This window comes from Marinobacter alkalisoli (assembly GCF_045449855.1).
GTDB lineage: Bacteria > Pseudomonadota > Gammaproteobacteria > Pseudomonadales > Oleiphilaceae > Marinobacter.
The window spans coordinates 35420-51441 of sequence record NZ_JBJJLC010000012.1 but is presented as its reverse complement, the minus strand read 5'-3'; the positions used below and the strand labels follow the sequence as shown (position 1 = coordinate 51441).

The 16022-nt window shown below is 51.2% G+C and carries 11 protein-coding genes; 10 read left to right on the top strand and 1 reads right to left on the bottom strand.

Going from position 1 to position 16022, the window contains the following annotated elements:
* The first annotated feature begins 5 nt into the window (after positions 1–5).
* The 3 genes from ACJO5Y_RS05955 (at position 6) to ACJO5Y_RS05945 (ending at position 6244) form a co-directional block, all read left to right on the top strand.
* Positions 6–2471: an efflux RND transporter permease subunit gene (locus ACJO5Y_RS05955; protein WP_406985508.1), complete on the top strand. Its 2466-nt coding sequence runs from the start codon at positions 6–8 to the stop codon at positions 2469–2471.
* A complete protein-coding gene (locus tag ACJO5Y_RS05950; protein ID WP_406985507.1) occupies positions 2471–4174 on the top strand; it encodes an arylsulfatase in 1704 nt (567 codons plus the stop codon). Before ACJO5Y_RS05955 ends, ACJO5Y_RS05950 begins: the two co-directional genes overlap by 1 nt.
* An 879-nt stretch (positions 4175–5053) precedes the next feature.
* Entirely contained in the window at positions 5054–6244 is a 1191-nt protein-coding gene (locus ACJO5Y_RS05945; RefSeq protein ID WP_406985506.1) for an MFS transporter, read from the top strand.
* Between the two features lie 328 nt (positions 6245–6572).
* Here ACJO5Y_RS05945 and ACJO5Y_RS05940 read toward each other — a convergent pair whose 3' ends face one another.
* Positions 6573–7787: an MFS transporter gene (locus tag ACJO5Y_RS05940; protein ID WP_406985505.1), complete on the bottom strand. Its 1215-nt coding sequence runs from the start codon at positions 7785–7787 to the stop codon at positions 6573–6575.
* A gap of 366 nt (positions 7788–8153) precedes the next feature.
* Between ACJO5Y_RS05940 and ACJO5Y_RS05935 the strand changes: the two genes are divergently transcribed.
* The 7 genes from ACJO5Y_RS05935 (at position 8154) to ACJO5Y_RS05905 (ending at position 15997) form a co-directional block, all read left to right on the top strand.
* Positions 8154–8639: a universal stress protein gene (locus tag ACJO5Y_RS05935; protein ID WP_406985504.1), complete on the top strand. Its 486-nt coding sequence runs from the start codon at positions 8154–8156 to the stop codon at positions 8637–8639.
* 44 nt (positions 8640–8683) lie between these two features.
* Positions 8684–9631, top strand: a complete 948-nt coding sequence (locus ACJO5Y_RS05930) for a tripartite tricarboxylate transporter substrate binding protein (RefSeq protein WP_406985503.1) — start codon at positions 8684–8686, stop codon at positions 9629–9631.
* An 87-nt stretch (positions 9632–9718) separates the two neighbouring features.
* Positions 9719–10264: a hypothetical protein gene (locus ACJO5Y_RS05925; protein WP_406985502.1), complete on the top strand. Its 546-nt coding sequence runs from the start codon at positions 9719–9721 to the stop codon at positions 10262–10264.
* A gap of 14 nt (positions 10265–10278) precedes the next feature.
* Complete coding sequence (locus ACJO5Y_RS05920; RefSeq protein WP_406985501.1) at positions 10279–11760, top strand: tripartite tricarboxylate transporter permease; 1482 nt, start codon at positions 10279–10281, stop codon at positions 11758–11760.
* Positions 11761–12037: 277 nt separating this feature from the next.
* On the top strand, positions 12038–13363 hold the full coding sequence (locus ACJO5Y_RS05915) for an alginate export family protein (RefSeq protein WP_406985500.1): 1326 nt from the start codon (positions 12038–12040) through the stop codon (positions 13361–13363).
* A gap of 73 nt (positions 13364–13436) precedes the next feature.
* A complete protein-coding gene (locus tag ACJO5Y_RS05910) occupies positions 13437–14849 on the top strand; it encodes an aldehyde dehydrogenase family protein (protein ID WP_406985499.1) in 1413 nt (470 codons plus the stop codon).
* 335 nt (positions 14850–15184) lie between these two features.
* Positions 15185–15997, top strand: coding sequence for a MoaF C-terminal domain-containing protein (locus ACJO5Y_RS05905; RefSeq protein WP_406985498.1), 813 nt, complete (start codon positions 15185–15187; stop codon positions 15995–15997).
* Positions 15998–16022: the final 25 nt, after the last annotated feature.

Below are 16022 nucleotides of genomic sequence, written 5' to 3'. Positions count from 1 at the left end.
GACACATGGGTACTATCAATAATTCCGACGAGTTGAACCCACTTGAGGGGACAACGTTCGATAACAGGTCCGGCTCTATGGCAGAGCGGGCAATCTTCAATAACAGGGTTCTTATCCTCGCCAGTTTTATCGTTGTTACCCTTATACTCGGGTATTTTTCGGCGGGGCTGAAACTGAGTGCCAGCTTTGACAAGATGCTGCCACAAAATCACCCTTTTATTCTTAATTATCTGGAGCATCGCGACGAACTTACTGGCCTGGGCAACAGCGTTCGAGTCGCAGTGGAAACTCAGGGAGAAAGTATATTAGATCCTGAGTATTTGGAGACGTTACGTCAGATTAACGACGAGTTGTTCATGATGCCGGAAGTTGAGCGGTCTCATATGAAATCGCTTTGGACACCGTCAGTTCGTTGGACCGGAGTTACGGAAGTAGGGCTTGATGGCGGGCCCGTCATTCCACAAAGTTATGATGGTGGGAGTGATAGTCTTGAGCAAATCAGGATAAATATAGAGCGTTCGGGTATCCTCGGCCAACTGGTGTCTGATGATTATCGCTCATCAGTTATAGAGGTGCCGTTACTTGATGGCGGCGACACGAAAATAGACTATGAAAAGCTGAATAATAAGCTGGAAGACCTCCGTAAACGCTACGAAGGTCAAGGCGTTAATATATATATCACCGGTTTTGCAAAGATCATCGGGGATCTGATAGACGGGCTACAAAGCGTTCTGCTGTTCTTTGCGCTGGCCATTACAATTTGCTCTCTTCTACTTTACGGTTATACCCGCTGTGTGCGTAGCACATTGTTGGTCGTACTTTGTTCTGTGATTGCTGTTCTTTGGCTCTGCGGAATCCTGAAACTACTTGATCTTTCTCTGGATCCCTACTCAATACTCGTGCCCTTTTTGGTATTCGCTATCGGGATGAGCCATGCGGCACAAAAAATGAACGGCATCATGCAGGATGTCGGCCGCGGTTACGACAAGTTGATAGCAGCACGGTTCACATTTCGCAGGTTGTTTGTGGCGGGATTTACGGCGCTAGCTGCAGATGCTGTGGGCTTCGCTGTGTTGATGATCATCGATATCCCGGTTATTCGTGAGCTTGCCATAACCGCCAGCATCGGTGTTGCCGTTCTGGTGTTTACCAACCTCGTGTTATTGCCAGTGTTGTTGTCTTATACAGGCGTGAGCTCTCGGGCTGCAGTACGCTCGCTAAGAGCAGAAACCGGTGAAAAGCATCCTGTTTGGGTGTTTCTGGACAAGTTCACCGCAAAACCCTGGGCATCGGTTGCTGTTATCGTCGGCTTGGTAATGGGGGTATCCGGACTGGCTGTAAGCGTTGACCTGCGAATTGGTGACCTGGATCCGGGCGCGCCTGAGTTGCGGCAGGATTCGCGCTACAACCAGGATAATCAGTTTATTGTCGAGAATTATAGTGCCAGTAGCGACCTGTTCGTGGTTATGGTCACGACTCCGGAATACCAATGTGCAAACTACGGTACGTTGGTTGATGTCGATGCACTGGAGTGGGAATTGCGACAGGTGGCCGGTGTTGAAAGAACGGAATCCTTTGCTTCTTTAAGTAAGAAGCAGTTCATGGGAATGAACGAAGGCAACACAAACTGGTTTGATTTGCCGCGTTCGGAAAGTATTCTCAATGCTATTGTAACTCGAGCCCCAAGAGAGTTCTTCAATCAGAAATGTAACCTGCTTAGCCTTTATGTTTACTTGAAAGATCATAAGGCCGATACCCTTACCCGTGTAGTCGAAACGGTCGAAGGTTTTGCACAGCGTAATAATACCGACGACGTTCAGTTTCTTCCGGCCGCAGGTAATGCGGGTATCGAAGCTGCGACGAATGTTGTGGTTAAGCGCGCCAACGTGCAAATGCTGTTTCTGGTCTATGTGGCCGTTATGGTTTTGGCATTTCTGACATTCCGGTCGTGGCGTGCGGTGGTCTGTGCTGTTTTACCCCTGATGTTGACATCGGTGTTGTGCGAGGCGCTCATGGTGGCTTTGGGGATTGGTGTCAAAGTCGCGACATTGCCTGTGGTGGCTCTGGGCGTTGGTATCGGGGTGGATTATGCTCTCTATGTGCTTTCTGTCACGCTGGCCGGGCTGAAGGCGGGACAGACTCTTTCCGAGGCATACTACCGGGCGCTTCTGTTTACCGGTAAGGTCGTGGTACTAACCGGCATCACACTGGGGATAGCTGTTTCCACTTGGGCGTTCTCTCCAATCAAGTTCCAGGCTGATATGGGTATCTTGCTTGCCTTCATGTTCGTGTGGAATATGGTTGGTGCACTGATATTTCTGCCGGCGCTCGGTCATTTCCTTCTTAAGCCAGAAAAAATTCGGCTGGGCAGCAATGCCTCTGACGCTCCAACTATCAAAGTGAACGAGGATGCTCCATCTGCCCAGATACAGGATAGGGTGGCAAGTGCGGCTTTGGGGAGTGAGCAATAATGACAAAGGCTGTTCATCGCAGTATCCGGCTGTCGGTATCGGCAGCCATCCTGGGACTGGTGTCGACACTAGCTTCCGCTAATCCGGACAAGCCCAATTTTCTGGTGATTGTGGCGGATGACCTCGGATATTCAGATATAGGAAGCTTTGGAGGAGAAATAGAAACGCCTAGTCTCGACGCCATTGCCAATTCAGGCACTCGATTGACCAATTTTGTCGTGGCGCCGACCTGCTCCCCCACCCGATCCATGTTGTTGTCCGGCACCGACAGTCACCTGGCGGGTTTGGGAAATATGGCTGAGGTGGTGAGTGACACTCAAAAAGGGGAGCACGGTTACGAAGGCTTTTTGAATGCGTCAGTCGCGACTTTGCCTGAAGTGCTGGGGGATGCCGGCTACGAAACCTTTATGGCTGGCAAGTGGCACCTGGGGAGAAGTGAAGAACACAGCCCGGCAGCTCGGGGATTTAACAACTCTTTTGCACTGATTCAGGGCGGGGCCAGTAGCTTCAGCGACATGTCTGCAATTCAGGCAAGCGATCCAGTGGCCATATACCGTGCCGATGGCAAGCAGGTCGACGGTCTCCCAGAAGACTTCTTTGCGACGCATTTCTACACAGATAAAGCAATCGAGTATATCGACAACGCCATTGCCAAAGAAAAGCCTTTCTTTGGCTACCTTGCTTATACGGCGCCTCATTGGCCGCTGCAGGCGCCTGATGCATATCTTGACAAGTACACAGGTCGTTATGAGGAAGGCTATGAAGCCATACGCGAGGCTCGGTTAAAGCGAATGAAAGAGTTGGGTATCGTCGCAGACAACATAGAGGTCGGTCCCTTTATCGGTGGACTCCCCAAGTGGGACGAATTAACCGACGAGGAGAGGGAAATAGAGGCGCGGCGTATGGAAGTGTATGCTGCAATGGTCGATAACCTTGACGCCAATATCGGTCGCCTGATGGACTGGCTGGATAAAAAGGGCCGGCTTGACAATACTGTAATACTATTCGCATCAGATAATGGCGCGGAAGGTAACAATCCGACATTGCATCCCCAGACAAAACAGTGGATCGCCGAGAAATTCGATAACAGCCTCGAAAATATGGGGCGGAAAGGCTCCTATATCTGGTATGGCCCTCAATGGGGACAGGTTGGTAGCACACCTTTTGCTTTCTTCAAAGGATTTACCTCCGAAGGCGGTATTCGTGCCCCGGCGATCATTCGATATCCCGATCAGAACAGCGATAGTCAGGGTAGTATTGATCACTCATTGTACAGTGTGATGGATGTTATGCCGACCTTTCTTGAGTTGGCCGGCGTAAAGGCGCCGGACACACCCTATAAGGGCCGGGACATCCATCCTATTCAGGGTATGTCCATGCTCAACTCGCTGGCCGCCGCGCAAAATGGTAAGGAACGGGTGCTTGGCTGGGAGTTGTTTGGGCGGACCGCAATACGAAAGGGGGATTGGAAGCTTCGTCACATAGGCGCCCCCTTTGAAAGCAGGCAATGGGCACTGTTCAATGTAAAGTCTGACCCTGCAGAATTGGTCGATCTGTCTGATGAGTATCCGGATAAGGTATCTGATCTCAAAGCTGAGTGGAAAGATTACGCTGAGAGAAATAATGTGATTGAGCTCACTCCTGAAGAGATGCAGAAAATCGGATACAGTTTTTATAACTGTGTGTTTGACCACTGTATTTAAAAGCGGCTGTTATCGAAATCGCCGAGCAGCGTAACATCGCTTGTCTCGGCCATCGCTGAGTCAGGGTGACTACCGAACTATTCCTGATACTGCTTCTCATGACAATCGATACAGCGCTCGCTGCCGACATAGGCCGGGACGTAGCCGGTCAAAAAAGCCAGATACTTATGAGGATAACTCTGGGTGCGCATGGGAGTCGTCCTTTCAATGCCCTCTCAGCCTGGCGGCCAGGGCGCTCAACTTCCCGACATACCCAATGAAATAACGCCTCGGACCACTCATTTCCGCAACCCCGGGGGGACGCTGTCTGCAGTCTCAGACAACTTCTTCTGCATAACCAGTCAGGCGGTACGAAATCCATTCAGGTCTAATGAATCCGGAAAAATAGATCGGCTCGATTGAGGTCGGCAAGGTGGCCGACTGTATTGTCCTTGATCGTAACCTGTTTGAAATACCGACCTCCGACATGGGCGAAACCCGTGTGCTGTCGACCTATTTTGCCGGCGACAGCGCTTACACTGCCTGAGGCAGATGACTGGAGGAATCATTGAATGATGCATGAGATAACGACAATTACTATGGCCAAGAGTTGTCGCAGGACCCTTCGTATCGATTGCAAGCGTTTGCTTCTCAAAACTTCACGTCTTCCAACTATGGAGCTTTACGTCTGTACCACACCCAGGGTGGAGCAGTGCATGTAAACGGCTCCGATGTCGCCAACACTCTCCAAAAATACACCAAAGTGGGCTTAGAGAATCGGTCGTTGGCTTGATAGCCGGAATCAGCTGATGCTCACCTATGCCGAGAACTCTAAAAACACGTCTGACAGTAGCCAGCGCATGCTGCGCTGTGCTCATGTCTATTGAGGAGTGCATGATCATGAATAAACAACAAAGTGTTTCGACTGACGCACTGACAGCATCAAACAAGCAGACTACGCTTGCATTGGTACTAATTTCGGCTGTTGCTCCGGCCGTGCTGACGATGGCCCCTGTTGTTGCCGGCCAGCTGGCTGCCGAGCTTCAGATGGGCCCCGCTTTCATTGGCACTCTTTTTACATTCGAACTGGGCGCCATGAGTCTGGCCAGTCTGCCGGCCTGTTACTGGCTGTCACGCTTTAACTGGCGTATCGCAGGCACTATAGCGGCCGTGCTTTTCATTCTGGCTAACCTGGGCTCAGTCGTAGCTAGCTCGGCCTCGGAGTTGATTCCGTTACGCATTGTCAGCGGTCTCGGTGGCGGTTCAGTGATGATTCTGTGTATGGGTGCTGCATCCACGTTGCCCCAGCCAGACCGTATATATGGCCTGTGGGTCATGGGACAATTGGCGTTGGGCGCTCTGGGGTTGGCTCTGCTGCCCAACCTGTTTGCCCACTTTGGACTCTCTGCGTTCTTCGCTTTACTAGCGGTATTGATGCTGTTTTGCCTCCCACTGCTGAAGTATCTTCCAACAAGAAAACAGCCTGGAACAGACTCGACTGCAACTCCTCTTTCTTCCGGCTTGCCGCTGCCGGCGTTGATCGGACTACTCGCGGTTCTATTGTTTTGTGTCAGCCTGAATGGTGTTTGGACCTTCATGGGCGCAATAGCTGACAGTATAAATATTGATGCTCAGGTAAGCGGCAATGTGTTGGCTGTTGCCTCGCTTCTCGGTATTGCTGGAGCGCTCAGCGCAACTGTGCTGGGGGGGCGTCAAAGTTACCGAATTCCGTTGCTGGCCGGATATGCCATCATGATTGTTGGCATTCTGTTGCTGACCGGATCACCCGACGAATTTCGTTTCACTATCGCTGCTCTAGGGTTCAAATATGCTTGGACCTTTGCCTTCCCTTTCATTCTCGCCAGCCTTGCCAGTATTGATCGAAACGGTCAACTGATGGGCATGGCTAATCTGGTGATCGGTGGCGGTCTTGCACTGGGCCCGTTGATCGCTGGTCGAATGGTTGAGCAACTCGATGGGTTTCAAGCTGTACTGCTTGGCTCAGCAGTGCTCGCTTTCTTCTCACTGCCTCTAATTCTGCTGCTCCAAACCAACCGCGCTCCGGTCTATGGCGAACCGAAACATGTCTAAGACTGCGTTTCCGGTTTTAGTAAGCAACTCCGAGTCATGGGAGCAATGCCAGCAAACATGGAACATCTGCTGCGTATTCACCCATAGGAGTATCTGGTAGGAATCAGGCGACTCAGCGTAAACGGAGGTGGCCCTTTCGGTGACAATGTACCCGTGGACCCCGGCAGCGTTGAAATTGCCTGTCAGTCAATTGGACTGGTATATGTGGCGGTGGAAACCGTCATGTGCCGCGACTCCCGTGATACCTCAACTTCTCGAACCGCCCGGTGCGGACCCGCATGCCGGGTGGTGTGGGGGTGGCGGAACTTATTGGTTCCCCCTATCCCGATTATGCTGCAGGCAGGTTGTCCGCCCGCAACAGGAAGAGCACCAACATGGTTGCCAATAGTAGTACGGCACCGGTGAGGGCGAAGGATAGTGCAAAGCCTCCTATCTCAAGCATCAGACCGAAAAGCAGAGGCGCCAGAAAGTTTATTCCCCGGTTTGCCATCAGCCTCATTCCCAAGGCTCCTGCCCGTTGTGTGCTGTCGACACTTTCTGATAACACAACAATTGAAAGCGGTTGGCACACCCCCGATCCCAAACCGATGAGAATGGAAAAAAAGCCGATTAGTATCAGGTTGTCAGTACCGCCCAGAAACAGCATTCCCAGAGCCATGGAGAGTATTGATACCAGCAGCGCAATGCCTCGCCCCCCCATGAGTGCGATGACTTTGGCAATGACTGGTCGAATGACCATTGCCGCAACCGCCCTCAAGCTGATAAGGATACCGATGGTTGTAGGCGTCACCAGCATATTTTCCAATAGAACCGGTAGATAGTTACCGTGAATAATCATGGCGAAGGTCGCTGCTGCGGTGACTGCTATGGAAATCTGTACGGCCGGACTTTTACAGAATAGGCTTCCCTGGGCCCTGAACCCGGTAGAACTCCACTGCACCGATTTGCCCTGCTTGGCTTGGCCTGTCAACAACAGCGCCATTACCAGGGAACAACAGGCGATAACCAGCATAGCGGCAAAGGAGCTGGCAGTGGTCCCCACTGCGTGAATCAAGCCACCCGCAATGAGTGGCCCAACAATTTGTCCGCCGGATAACCATGTGGTGTACCAGCCAAAATAACTCTCAAGCTTCGGCCCTGTTCCCAGAGTAGAAATAATTGTTTGGGCCGCCAGAACCATTTGGAGTTGTGCAAGGCCAAACGATAATTGCCCGATGATCAGCCCTGGATAACCGGGCACAACAAGTATGGTGACAAGGCCAAAGATCATCAGGGATGCGCCGGACAACATTGAGACACGTCCTCCGTGCCGGGTGACCAGTGTGCCAAACGGGATTGCTACGATCAGCGGGAGAAGATAGGGGGCGCTAAAGATCACTCCAAGCAGGAGGGGCGAAGCGCCAAGGTCCACGGCATGAACAGGGACTGTGACCAGGAGCATCGAATGCACGATGAACACGCAGGTGAGCGCCAGGCATACAACACCGAAGTTTCTGCGTTCTTCGGCTGAAATGGATTGATCTTGCATATTTGGGTTTGGCATTGAGTAGCTGCAAATCTCTCGCTGTAAAGAGTTGAGGCCCGGTTAGTTATCGTGACTGAACCGGGATTCGCAACAATGTTAACATGTTAATTAGATGGCGGTCTGACGGCTCCGGCTTTTACCTTGCGCACAAATTTCTTCAGGTCGTCCTCAGCACCGTTTGCCTGAAGGCAAGGCTCCCCCGAGTTCTATTTCGAGTTTTATTTTCATAGGACTTTTTGGCTTCACTCCTTCGGTTTGCCCGGCTGTTAGCCTCTGCTAGATACCTGATGCCATTCGGGGTATCAACCGCATGGTTGATACCCCGAATGCTTTAATTGTTCTGTAATGAGGAAACACGGCGATTCATTAAGAGGACTGGGGAACATGCTGCCGAAAGTAAAGACCATCGTCTATGCATCGGATATTGCTGAAGGCAGCCGGCCTGCATTCCGGATGGCCGTGGAGGAAGCCGTCAGGCACGGAGCGCATATCATTTTTCTGCATGCCATAGAGTCGTCAGTCAAGGAGGCCGATGAGATGGTGCGTGACTACTTGCTGACCCAGGTCCAGCTCAAGCATACCAGCCAATTAATGGATCAATACCGTTTGAAGATCGAGCAGCGTATTTCCAGCTTCATGGAGAGTGAAATACCCGACGATGCGAAGCTTAACCAGCCACCTCAAGTCGAAGTGAGAATTGGAAAGCCTGACAGAGTCATCCTGAAAGTTGCGGAGGAATCAGGCGCCGACCTGATCGTAATGGGAGATCGCGGTGGCTCTGCTGCATCGCGACTATTCCTGGGCTCTACAACTCAAAAAGTAATCCATCAAACATCCGCTCCCGTGCTGATAGTCCCCTTGAAGGGCTGATTCAGGAGATCTGAAAAAAACCTTGCCGTTTACGAGGAAACACAATGAAAAAGCTAACAAAAATCCTATCAATCGCTACACTGGCCATCTCTCCCATTATTGCCAGCACTCCGGCAATCGCTGAATATCCTGAACGACCGGTCAAATTTGTTGTCCCATGGCCTCCTGGCGATATTGAGGACATTGTCACCCGATTGATCGCCGAGGAAATGTCCAAGCAAACCGGTACACCGGCTTCGGTCATCAACAAACCAGGCGGTGGCGGTATTGTCGGTGCACTGGATGTAGCTCAGTCACGGCCCGATGGTCTGACGGTTGGTTCATTTGTTATAGATATTCTGACCACTCATATCCATTCCGGAAATGCACCGTACGACCAAAGCACCTTTGAGCCTGTCGGTATTTTCCTGGATTTCCCTTTTGTTATCGCGACGAAAGCTGATGCCCCCTATAACAATCTTAAGGAGTTGGCCGAGCATTCCCAAGACAACGATATTTCGCTGGGGCACTTTGGTTATCAGGCGATACCAACCGCGATCACATTCAAAGCGGCGGCGCAGGAAGACATTCGCATTGCTTCTGACGCAGCCTTTGACATGGTTGATTGCTCAACTTTGGCAACTGGCGATGCAGACATTATCAATACCAACACTCAGACGATTCTGTCCTGCCTGAAGTCCGGTGAAGTCAAGCTTCTGGCCACCATAACTCGTGAACGATTGAGTATTGCCCCCGAAGTTCCGACTTTGGCCGAGCTGACCGGAATCACCCAGACGCCCTGGAACGGCCTGTTCGTGAAAAAGGGTACGCCTGATGAAGTAAAAGAGAAAATAGCCGAAATCGCTCAGGCTGCACTGAAATCCGACCGTATTACAGAGCTTAGCAACACTACAGGTGTCGGTATTTATTGGATTGGCGGCAGTGCAGCAGAGGAGCAGGTCGCCAAGGATTTCGAAAGTTCTAAAGGACTGCTTGAATTCATGAACAAGTAATTCTGGACGGGAGATGCTCCCCTTCGGGCCATCTCCCTGTTCTGTTCGTCTCTACGGCTAACATTGTTCATCCGCAAGAGTATTGATGTGTCAAACGAAACCGTTGTTAAAACCGATATCTATTGGGTCCTGCTCATCGCCTCTGTGGTATTGCTGGTATTGATTCCAGAACAGGCCCCGTGGGTAGAAACCCGCCGTGGATGGTATACGCAACCCATGATGGGCGCAGTGCTGGGTTTGGGAATAATGGCAAGCTTCTCAGCTTATCGCGTTATCCAGTTTACCCTTTTTAGGGATAACAAATGGCGCAGTTCGTTATTCAGGCAGAACCCTCTTGAAAGTCTCGTAGCTGTGCTTGACAGCTATCGAACCGCACTGATTTCTTCTGCCCTGTTTTATCTATACATCAAATCATTACCTGTTATTGGTTTTGTGCCTGCAACGTTCATTTTTGTGACCGTATTGCTGTGGCTGTGTCGTCTGTTTTACAGAGTCTGGATACTTGCAACTGTCGGCACGCTGATCGCGCTGGTTCTGATCTTCCGGGTTGCTGTATCGGTTTGGCTGCCTGATGTGTGGCTCTATTCATTCCTGCCCGACCATTTGGCTGACCTCGCCAACCGCTATTTCTGAGAGGTTTGACTACCATGGACGCAATACTGTTAGGTTTAAACGAAGTAGCCACCCTGAACGTTATCATGGCGATCGTTATCGGGGCACTGATTGGTGTAAGCATCGGTTCCATACCCGGACTGGAGCCCGCCGGTGTAATGGCGATTCTGCTACCCATGACCTTTGCCATGGAGCCTCTGCCCGGTGTTTCACTGCTGCTGGGTGTCTATGGTGGTGCCTGGTACGGAGGTGCCATACCCGCCATTCTGATGAATACTCCTGGCACCCCCGTAGCTGTGCTGACAACGTATGACGGCTACCCTATGGCCAAGCGAGGCGAGGCTCGCAGGGCGCTGTCCATTGCTTACACTTCTTCATTTGTCGGCGGACTGATCAGCGTCTTTTCACTGATCATGCTGGCACCGACACTGTCACAGATTGCACGCAAATTCGGCTCGGCCGAGTTTGCCATGCTAGCTGCTTTGGGCATGATCTTTGTTGTACTGGCCCATCGCAAACACGTCGTTGAAGCGGCCATGATGCTCGGGTTGGGCATATTTCTGGGTACCGTTGGATTGGATCTTTCATATAGCACCCAGGTCTATACGTTTGGGCAAAGCTGGCTGCTTTCCGGTATTCCGCTTGTACCTGCTGTTATCGGTCTGTTTGCCATGTCGCAGGCATTCGTCCTGCTGTCACAGCGTGGTAATGATGCGCGAGAAACCAGATTGACTGGAAGCGGTATTTTCTCCGGTGTGTTAGACCTGCTCAGACACAAGATCACGGTCATTCGCTCAGCCGCACTGGGCGTTGTTATGGGCTTGCTGCCTGGTGTGGGTGAATTTGGCTCTCAGTTCTTTTCGTACACACTGGCGCAGAAATTCTCTAAAACACCCGAAAAGTTCGGGGACGGTGCGCCAGAAGGGCTGATCGCCTCGGAAACATCCAACAATGCCGTGACCGCATCGGTCATGATTCCTTTACTCGCTTTCGGGATACCTGCTGATGCGCTGATGGCCATGTTGTTGGCTGTGTTCATGGTCCACAACTATGTCCCTGGCCCCACTCTGTTTGTTGAGCGCCCCGAGTTTATATCTGGGCTTTACGTTTCGTTACTGCTAATCAATGTGGTCGTTTTCACTTATCTGACCTTTGCCACCAAATGGATTGTGAACCTGACACGTATACGTGGGCGCTTTATTGGTGCCTTTATTCTGGTGCTGGGTTTCATCGGCAGTTATAGCCAGAATTACCAGTTCAGCGACTGTCTGATTGCACTCGGCTTTGCCATTTTCGGCTACGTGCTTAAACGCAATGAGATACCCGCCGTGCCCATCATTCTGGGACTGGTGCTTGGCCCACTGTTCATTACAAGGGCCCAGCAGGCATTGGGGGTTGCTGGTGGCGATCTGACCACCTTCATTCAGCGGCCGGTTAGCTTGACACTGTTGGTTATGATTGTGCTGTCGATTGGCATTTATGCTTGGAGCCAGTGCCGACATATGGGAAGTAAGTAAACATGGTTTTTAAAAAGCTTTATGCACGGCTCTAATCTACCTTTGGCTTTCGGGGATCAATATCTCCTCTTTTTAAGTCTATTCAAAGAAGAAGAAAAAGCTCGCCGTAGTAAAAGAATGTTTTAGTTCCAGATGTTTCTATCAACCTTATGGTTGATTGCTCTACAGCTCTATCACCGATGAAATAATGCTCAGTGCGTTAGTGGTTTCCCCATCAGTTCCACTGTTCGTGCATTAAAGGCGTTACTAAAACCTGGACATACCAAGGAACTACTGGATGAAAAACAATTCTAAACGATCTTTGAGTGCAGTTTTGCTCGGCACTTCCATTGCAGCCGCTTCCGGCTCTGTTTCCGCATATGACCTCTATAGCCGAAATGGGTCGGAGCTAAACCTGGATGTAGAGGCAGTAGTTGGTGTATTCACCAGCCAGGAAAACTACGATGCTATTGGCAGTAAAACTGAAGGTGGTGGCTCTGACTGGCAGGAAGGATATATCAAGTATGGGCTGTCCGGCAGCCATACATATGGTAAAAATGGCACCGCCTTATACGGAGCCATCAACCTTGTTAGCTCGGCAACCTGGGGTGATGGCGACGCAGCTGGATTTACCCTGGGTGACGAGTCCGAGACCGAGTTGGAAGATGCATACTTGGGCTGGCGCTCGGGCAACCTGATGCCGGCGCTGGGTCAAGATGGCCTTGATATCTCTTTCGGCCGCCAGAACTTTGTAATCGGTGATGGCTTCCTCATCAACGGCGACGCTTTGAACTTCGGTAATGCCTTCGACGGTAGTCTGAATCGTGGCGGCGGATACTGGCTAGCACCACGCAAGGCGTTTGACCAAACGGCTATTGTCCGCATTGGTGGTAGTGAAGGCGCGCGGGCTGACGTGTTCTGGCTGGAGTCCGACAATGTTGCCCAGTACGAAATGGAATTGGCCGGTATAAACGCTGAATACGTCCTTCCCGGAGGTACTTTCGGTGCAACGTACATCAAGGGGCTAAATGCCGAACACTCCGATGCCCTTGGCAGTGCTCGTGACGGTCAGGAAACTATCAGCCTGCGCTATCAGGGCAATGCCGGCGTCGAGAACCTGTTCCTGTCTGGCGAGTATGTGGCTCAGGAGCAAGGAAATAATAGTTCGGATTCGAATGCCGCCTGGTATCTGGAAGCAGGCTGGAACTTCTCGGATATAGTCTGGTCCCCGAGCATAAACTACCGCTACGCCACATTCGATAATGGTTTTGATCCCCTGTTCTATGGCTTCAGCCGTGGTTACGGTACCTGGTTCCAGGGTGAAGTTGCAGCCAGTTACGCGGGCCTGTTCAACACAGGTATGGACGTACACCATGTTGCCATTAAAGCACAGCCTTCCGAGAATTTAAGCTTGGGCGCGCTGTTCTTTGACTTCACCGACAATGCGGGTAACGGGCGCAACGATAGCCAGGAAATCAACCTGTATGCCGAATGGGTTGCAACACCGAACCTGATCATCAGTCCGCTGGTTGGTTTCTACTCGCCTGATAAGAGCAATAGCAGTCAGATCGGCAGTGACGATACCAACGTGTACGGTCAGGTCGTTGCCATCGTACCTTTCTGAGCAAATCCTCAAAAAGGCGTTAACAACAAGAGCCCCTCCAGGGCTCTTTTCTGAATTAAGAGCTATACATCTTATGAACATTCAAAACTCTCTGCTTATTGATGGCGCGCAAGTTATCGGTACTGGGGCGTCCTTCTCGGTCATTAATCCAGCGACCGAAGAAACCCTATGCCTGTGTAATATGGCCAGCTCCGACCAACTCGACCAGGCGGTGGCTGCTGCAAGGAGGGCTTTCCCGGCATGGAGCCAAACACCGGATGCCGAGCGTAGCCGTTTCATGCATCAAATCGCCGACCGCATAGAAGCCAATGCGGAGGAGTTGGCCACCATTATCGTGAAGGAACAGGGCAAACCCATGGCGCTCGCTCAGCTCGAAGTAGGGGCGGCGGCAGGTTGGACAAGGTATAACGCTGACCTGGAAATCCCGGAGCAGGTCTTTGAGGATAGCGACAACCGGTATGTCAAGGAACATCGAAAACCGCTGGGCGTTGTTGCATCGATCACCCCCTGGAACTGGCCTCTGATGATCGCCATCTGGCACATCATGCCGGCGCTGCGCACGGGCAATACCGTCATCTGCAAACCATCAGGCATGACGCCCCTGAACACCCTGCGTCTCGTGGAAATCATGAACGAAGTCCTACCCAAAGGGGTGGTCAACAGCGTAATGGGTGAAGCCGAAATCGGCAATGCCATCAGCGGTCATACTGGTATCAATAAGGTTATCTTCACCGGGTCCACTCCCACTGGCCAACGCATTATGGTCAATGCATCGAATACGCTCAAACGTCTCACGCTTGAGCTCGGTGGGAACGATGCCGCAATTGTTCTTCCGGGATCCGACGTTGATGCGATTGCAGAGGGCATCTTCAATACAGCTTTCATCAATATGGGACAAACCTGCGCCGCTCTCAAACGACTCTATGTTCACGAAAGTCAGTATGAGGAGATGTGTAAAAAGCTGGCCGATATTGCGGCACAGCAAGTAGTCGATGACGGCCTCAAACCTGAGACGACTTTTGGACCTGTACAGAACGCCAATCAGTACCGACTGGTGTCCGAACTGGTCGAAGATGCTTGCAAAAATGGTGGCCGCATTATCTGTGGTGGCAAAGCTCTTGAGGGGCTCGGTTATTTCTATCCCCCCACTATCGTCGCCGATGTTTTGAACGGGATTCGCTTGGTTGATGAGGAACAATTTGGCCCCGTGCTACCGGTCATACCCTATACCGATGTAGACCAGGCTGTACAAATGGCTAACGACAGCAAGTTCGGACTAGGCGGCTCCGTATGGGGAGCTGACCTTGAGTTAGCTGACAGGGTTGCACAGCAACTGGAGTGTGGCAGTGTATGGATTAACAATCACGCTGAGGTACTGCCTCATATCCCCTTCGGTGGCAGTAAAATGTCCGGAGTGGGTGTTGAGTTTGGTATTGCGGGCCTACTTGAGTACACCCAGCTTCAGGTCATCAACACTCAAAAGTAACTCCGTATTACCCTTGTCTCCGCTCTAAAAAGATGTTGCTCTTGGCTCCTCTTCGGGGGCCTTTTTTACAATCATTGCTCATTGAAAACTTCCCCGCACGCTACCCTTTTATTCTTATTATGTTTTCAGGCTTCAAAGAATAAAGTATTGACTATTAAGTCAAAAATCAAAGTCGTGGCACCTAATCTTAAGGTTGTGTAACTGCACCCATATCGACCATGCGGTTGATTTACGTCCATGCCCACAAGCGATTTAATTAATCCTGTGATCAAAATTGATGTCGTCACGGTTTTCGAGAAACATACATTCAAGTAATCAATTATAGAGATAGACAAATGGCTGATATTAAACCACCTATGGACTATATCCCAGAAGATGAATGGCCTTCCGTAGCCAACATGGCGGATGGATTTGGCGAGCAGACTCTGCCTCCCACTGCGGCTCTGTCCGGAACAGCTCTGACGCTTGAAGCAGAGGATGGCAATACCATCGAATATCTCTTTACCAGTGCTAGCGAGCTGACCTGGAAGAGCAGCGGCGGAAAAATGGCTGCAACCGGCAGCGCTACATACAAGGCTATTGAAGTACGTAAGGATATTTTCCTGGTCGACTTCGTCACCGGTGAAGCCAAAGAAGCCCAGAACATCACCTTCGTTTACAACAAGGCAACTGGTTCTGCTACAGCCGGTGTTTCCTGGTTCGTACCCAAGGCTAACGAGACTCGTAGCGCAACCGAATTCGTCCACTCAAAAACGCCTGACTCTGAAGGACCCTATGGCCACCCGCGTTCCGACGGCCTGGTAGGCAAGCGTATTTACTACCGCTACAGCGATGTCGAAACCTACGAACACATTTACCTGTCTCCAGGCACATTTACCTGGCATTGCATCCGTGGCGGTGAAGCAGGTCTGGCAGACACCGACCGTTGCAAGACGTTCAGTGTTGCCGAAGACCTTTACATGTTTTTCTGGACTGAGAAAGTCATGGCCGTAGACGCTGTTTTGCTGGTCGATCTGCACGCACAACGCTCCATGGGCCGAATGTTCTGCTGGGATCACAAGCTGGACGAATCTGTTGTCATTCCATTCAACTCCCGTCTGACGGTACTGAACGAAACCACCTATCCCAACGACTTCAGTAAACATTGAACAGCATTCCATGCGGCCGCTGGGA

Bases quoted from the DNA above. Each gene is read 5' to 3' on its own strand.
- ACJO5Y_RS05955 (WP_406985508.1), top strand. From the start codon at position 6: ATGGGTACTATCAATAATTCCGACGAGTTGAACCCACTTGAGGGGACA.
- ACJO5Y_RS05950 (WP_406985507.1), top strand. From the start codon at position 2,471: ATGACAAAGGCTGTTCATCGCAGTATCCGGCTGTCGGTATCGGCAGCC.
- ACJO5Y_RS05945 (WP_406985506.1), top strand. From the start codon at position 5,054: ATGAATAAACAACAAAGTGTTTCGACTGACGCACTGACAGCATCAAAC.
- ACJO5Y_RS05940 (WP_406985505.1), bottom strand. From the start codon at position 7,787: ATGCCAAACCCAAATATGCAAGATCAATCCATTTCAGCCGAAGAACGC.
- ACJO5Y_RS05935 (WP_406985504.1), top strand. From the start codon at position 8,154: ATGCTGCCGAAAGTAAAGACCATCGTCTATGCATCGGATATTGCTGAA.
- ACJO5Y_RS05930 (WP_406985503.1), top strand. From the start codon at position 8,684: ATGAAAAAGCTAACAAAAATCCTATCAATCGCTACACTGGCCATCTCT.
- ACJO5Y_RS05920 (WP_406985501.1), top strand. From the start codon at position 10,279: ATGGACGCAATACTGTTAGGTTTAAACGAAGTAGCCACCCTGAACGTT.
- ACJO5Y_RS05915 (WP_406985500.1), top strand. From the start codon at position 12,038: ATGAAAAACAATTCTAAACGATCTTTGAGTGCAGTTTTGCTCGGCACT.
- ACJO5Y_RS05910 (WP_406985499.1), top strand. From the start codon at position 13,437: ATGAACATTCAAAACTCTCTGCTTATTGATGGCGCGCAAGTTATCGGT.
- ACJO5Y_RS05905 (WP_406985498.1), top strand. From the start codon at position 15,185: ATGGCTGATATTAAACCACCTATGGACTATATCCCAGAAGATGAATGG.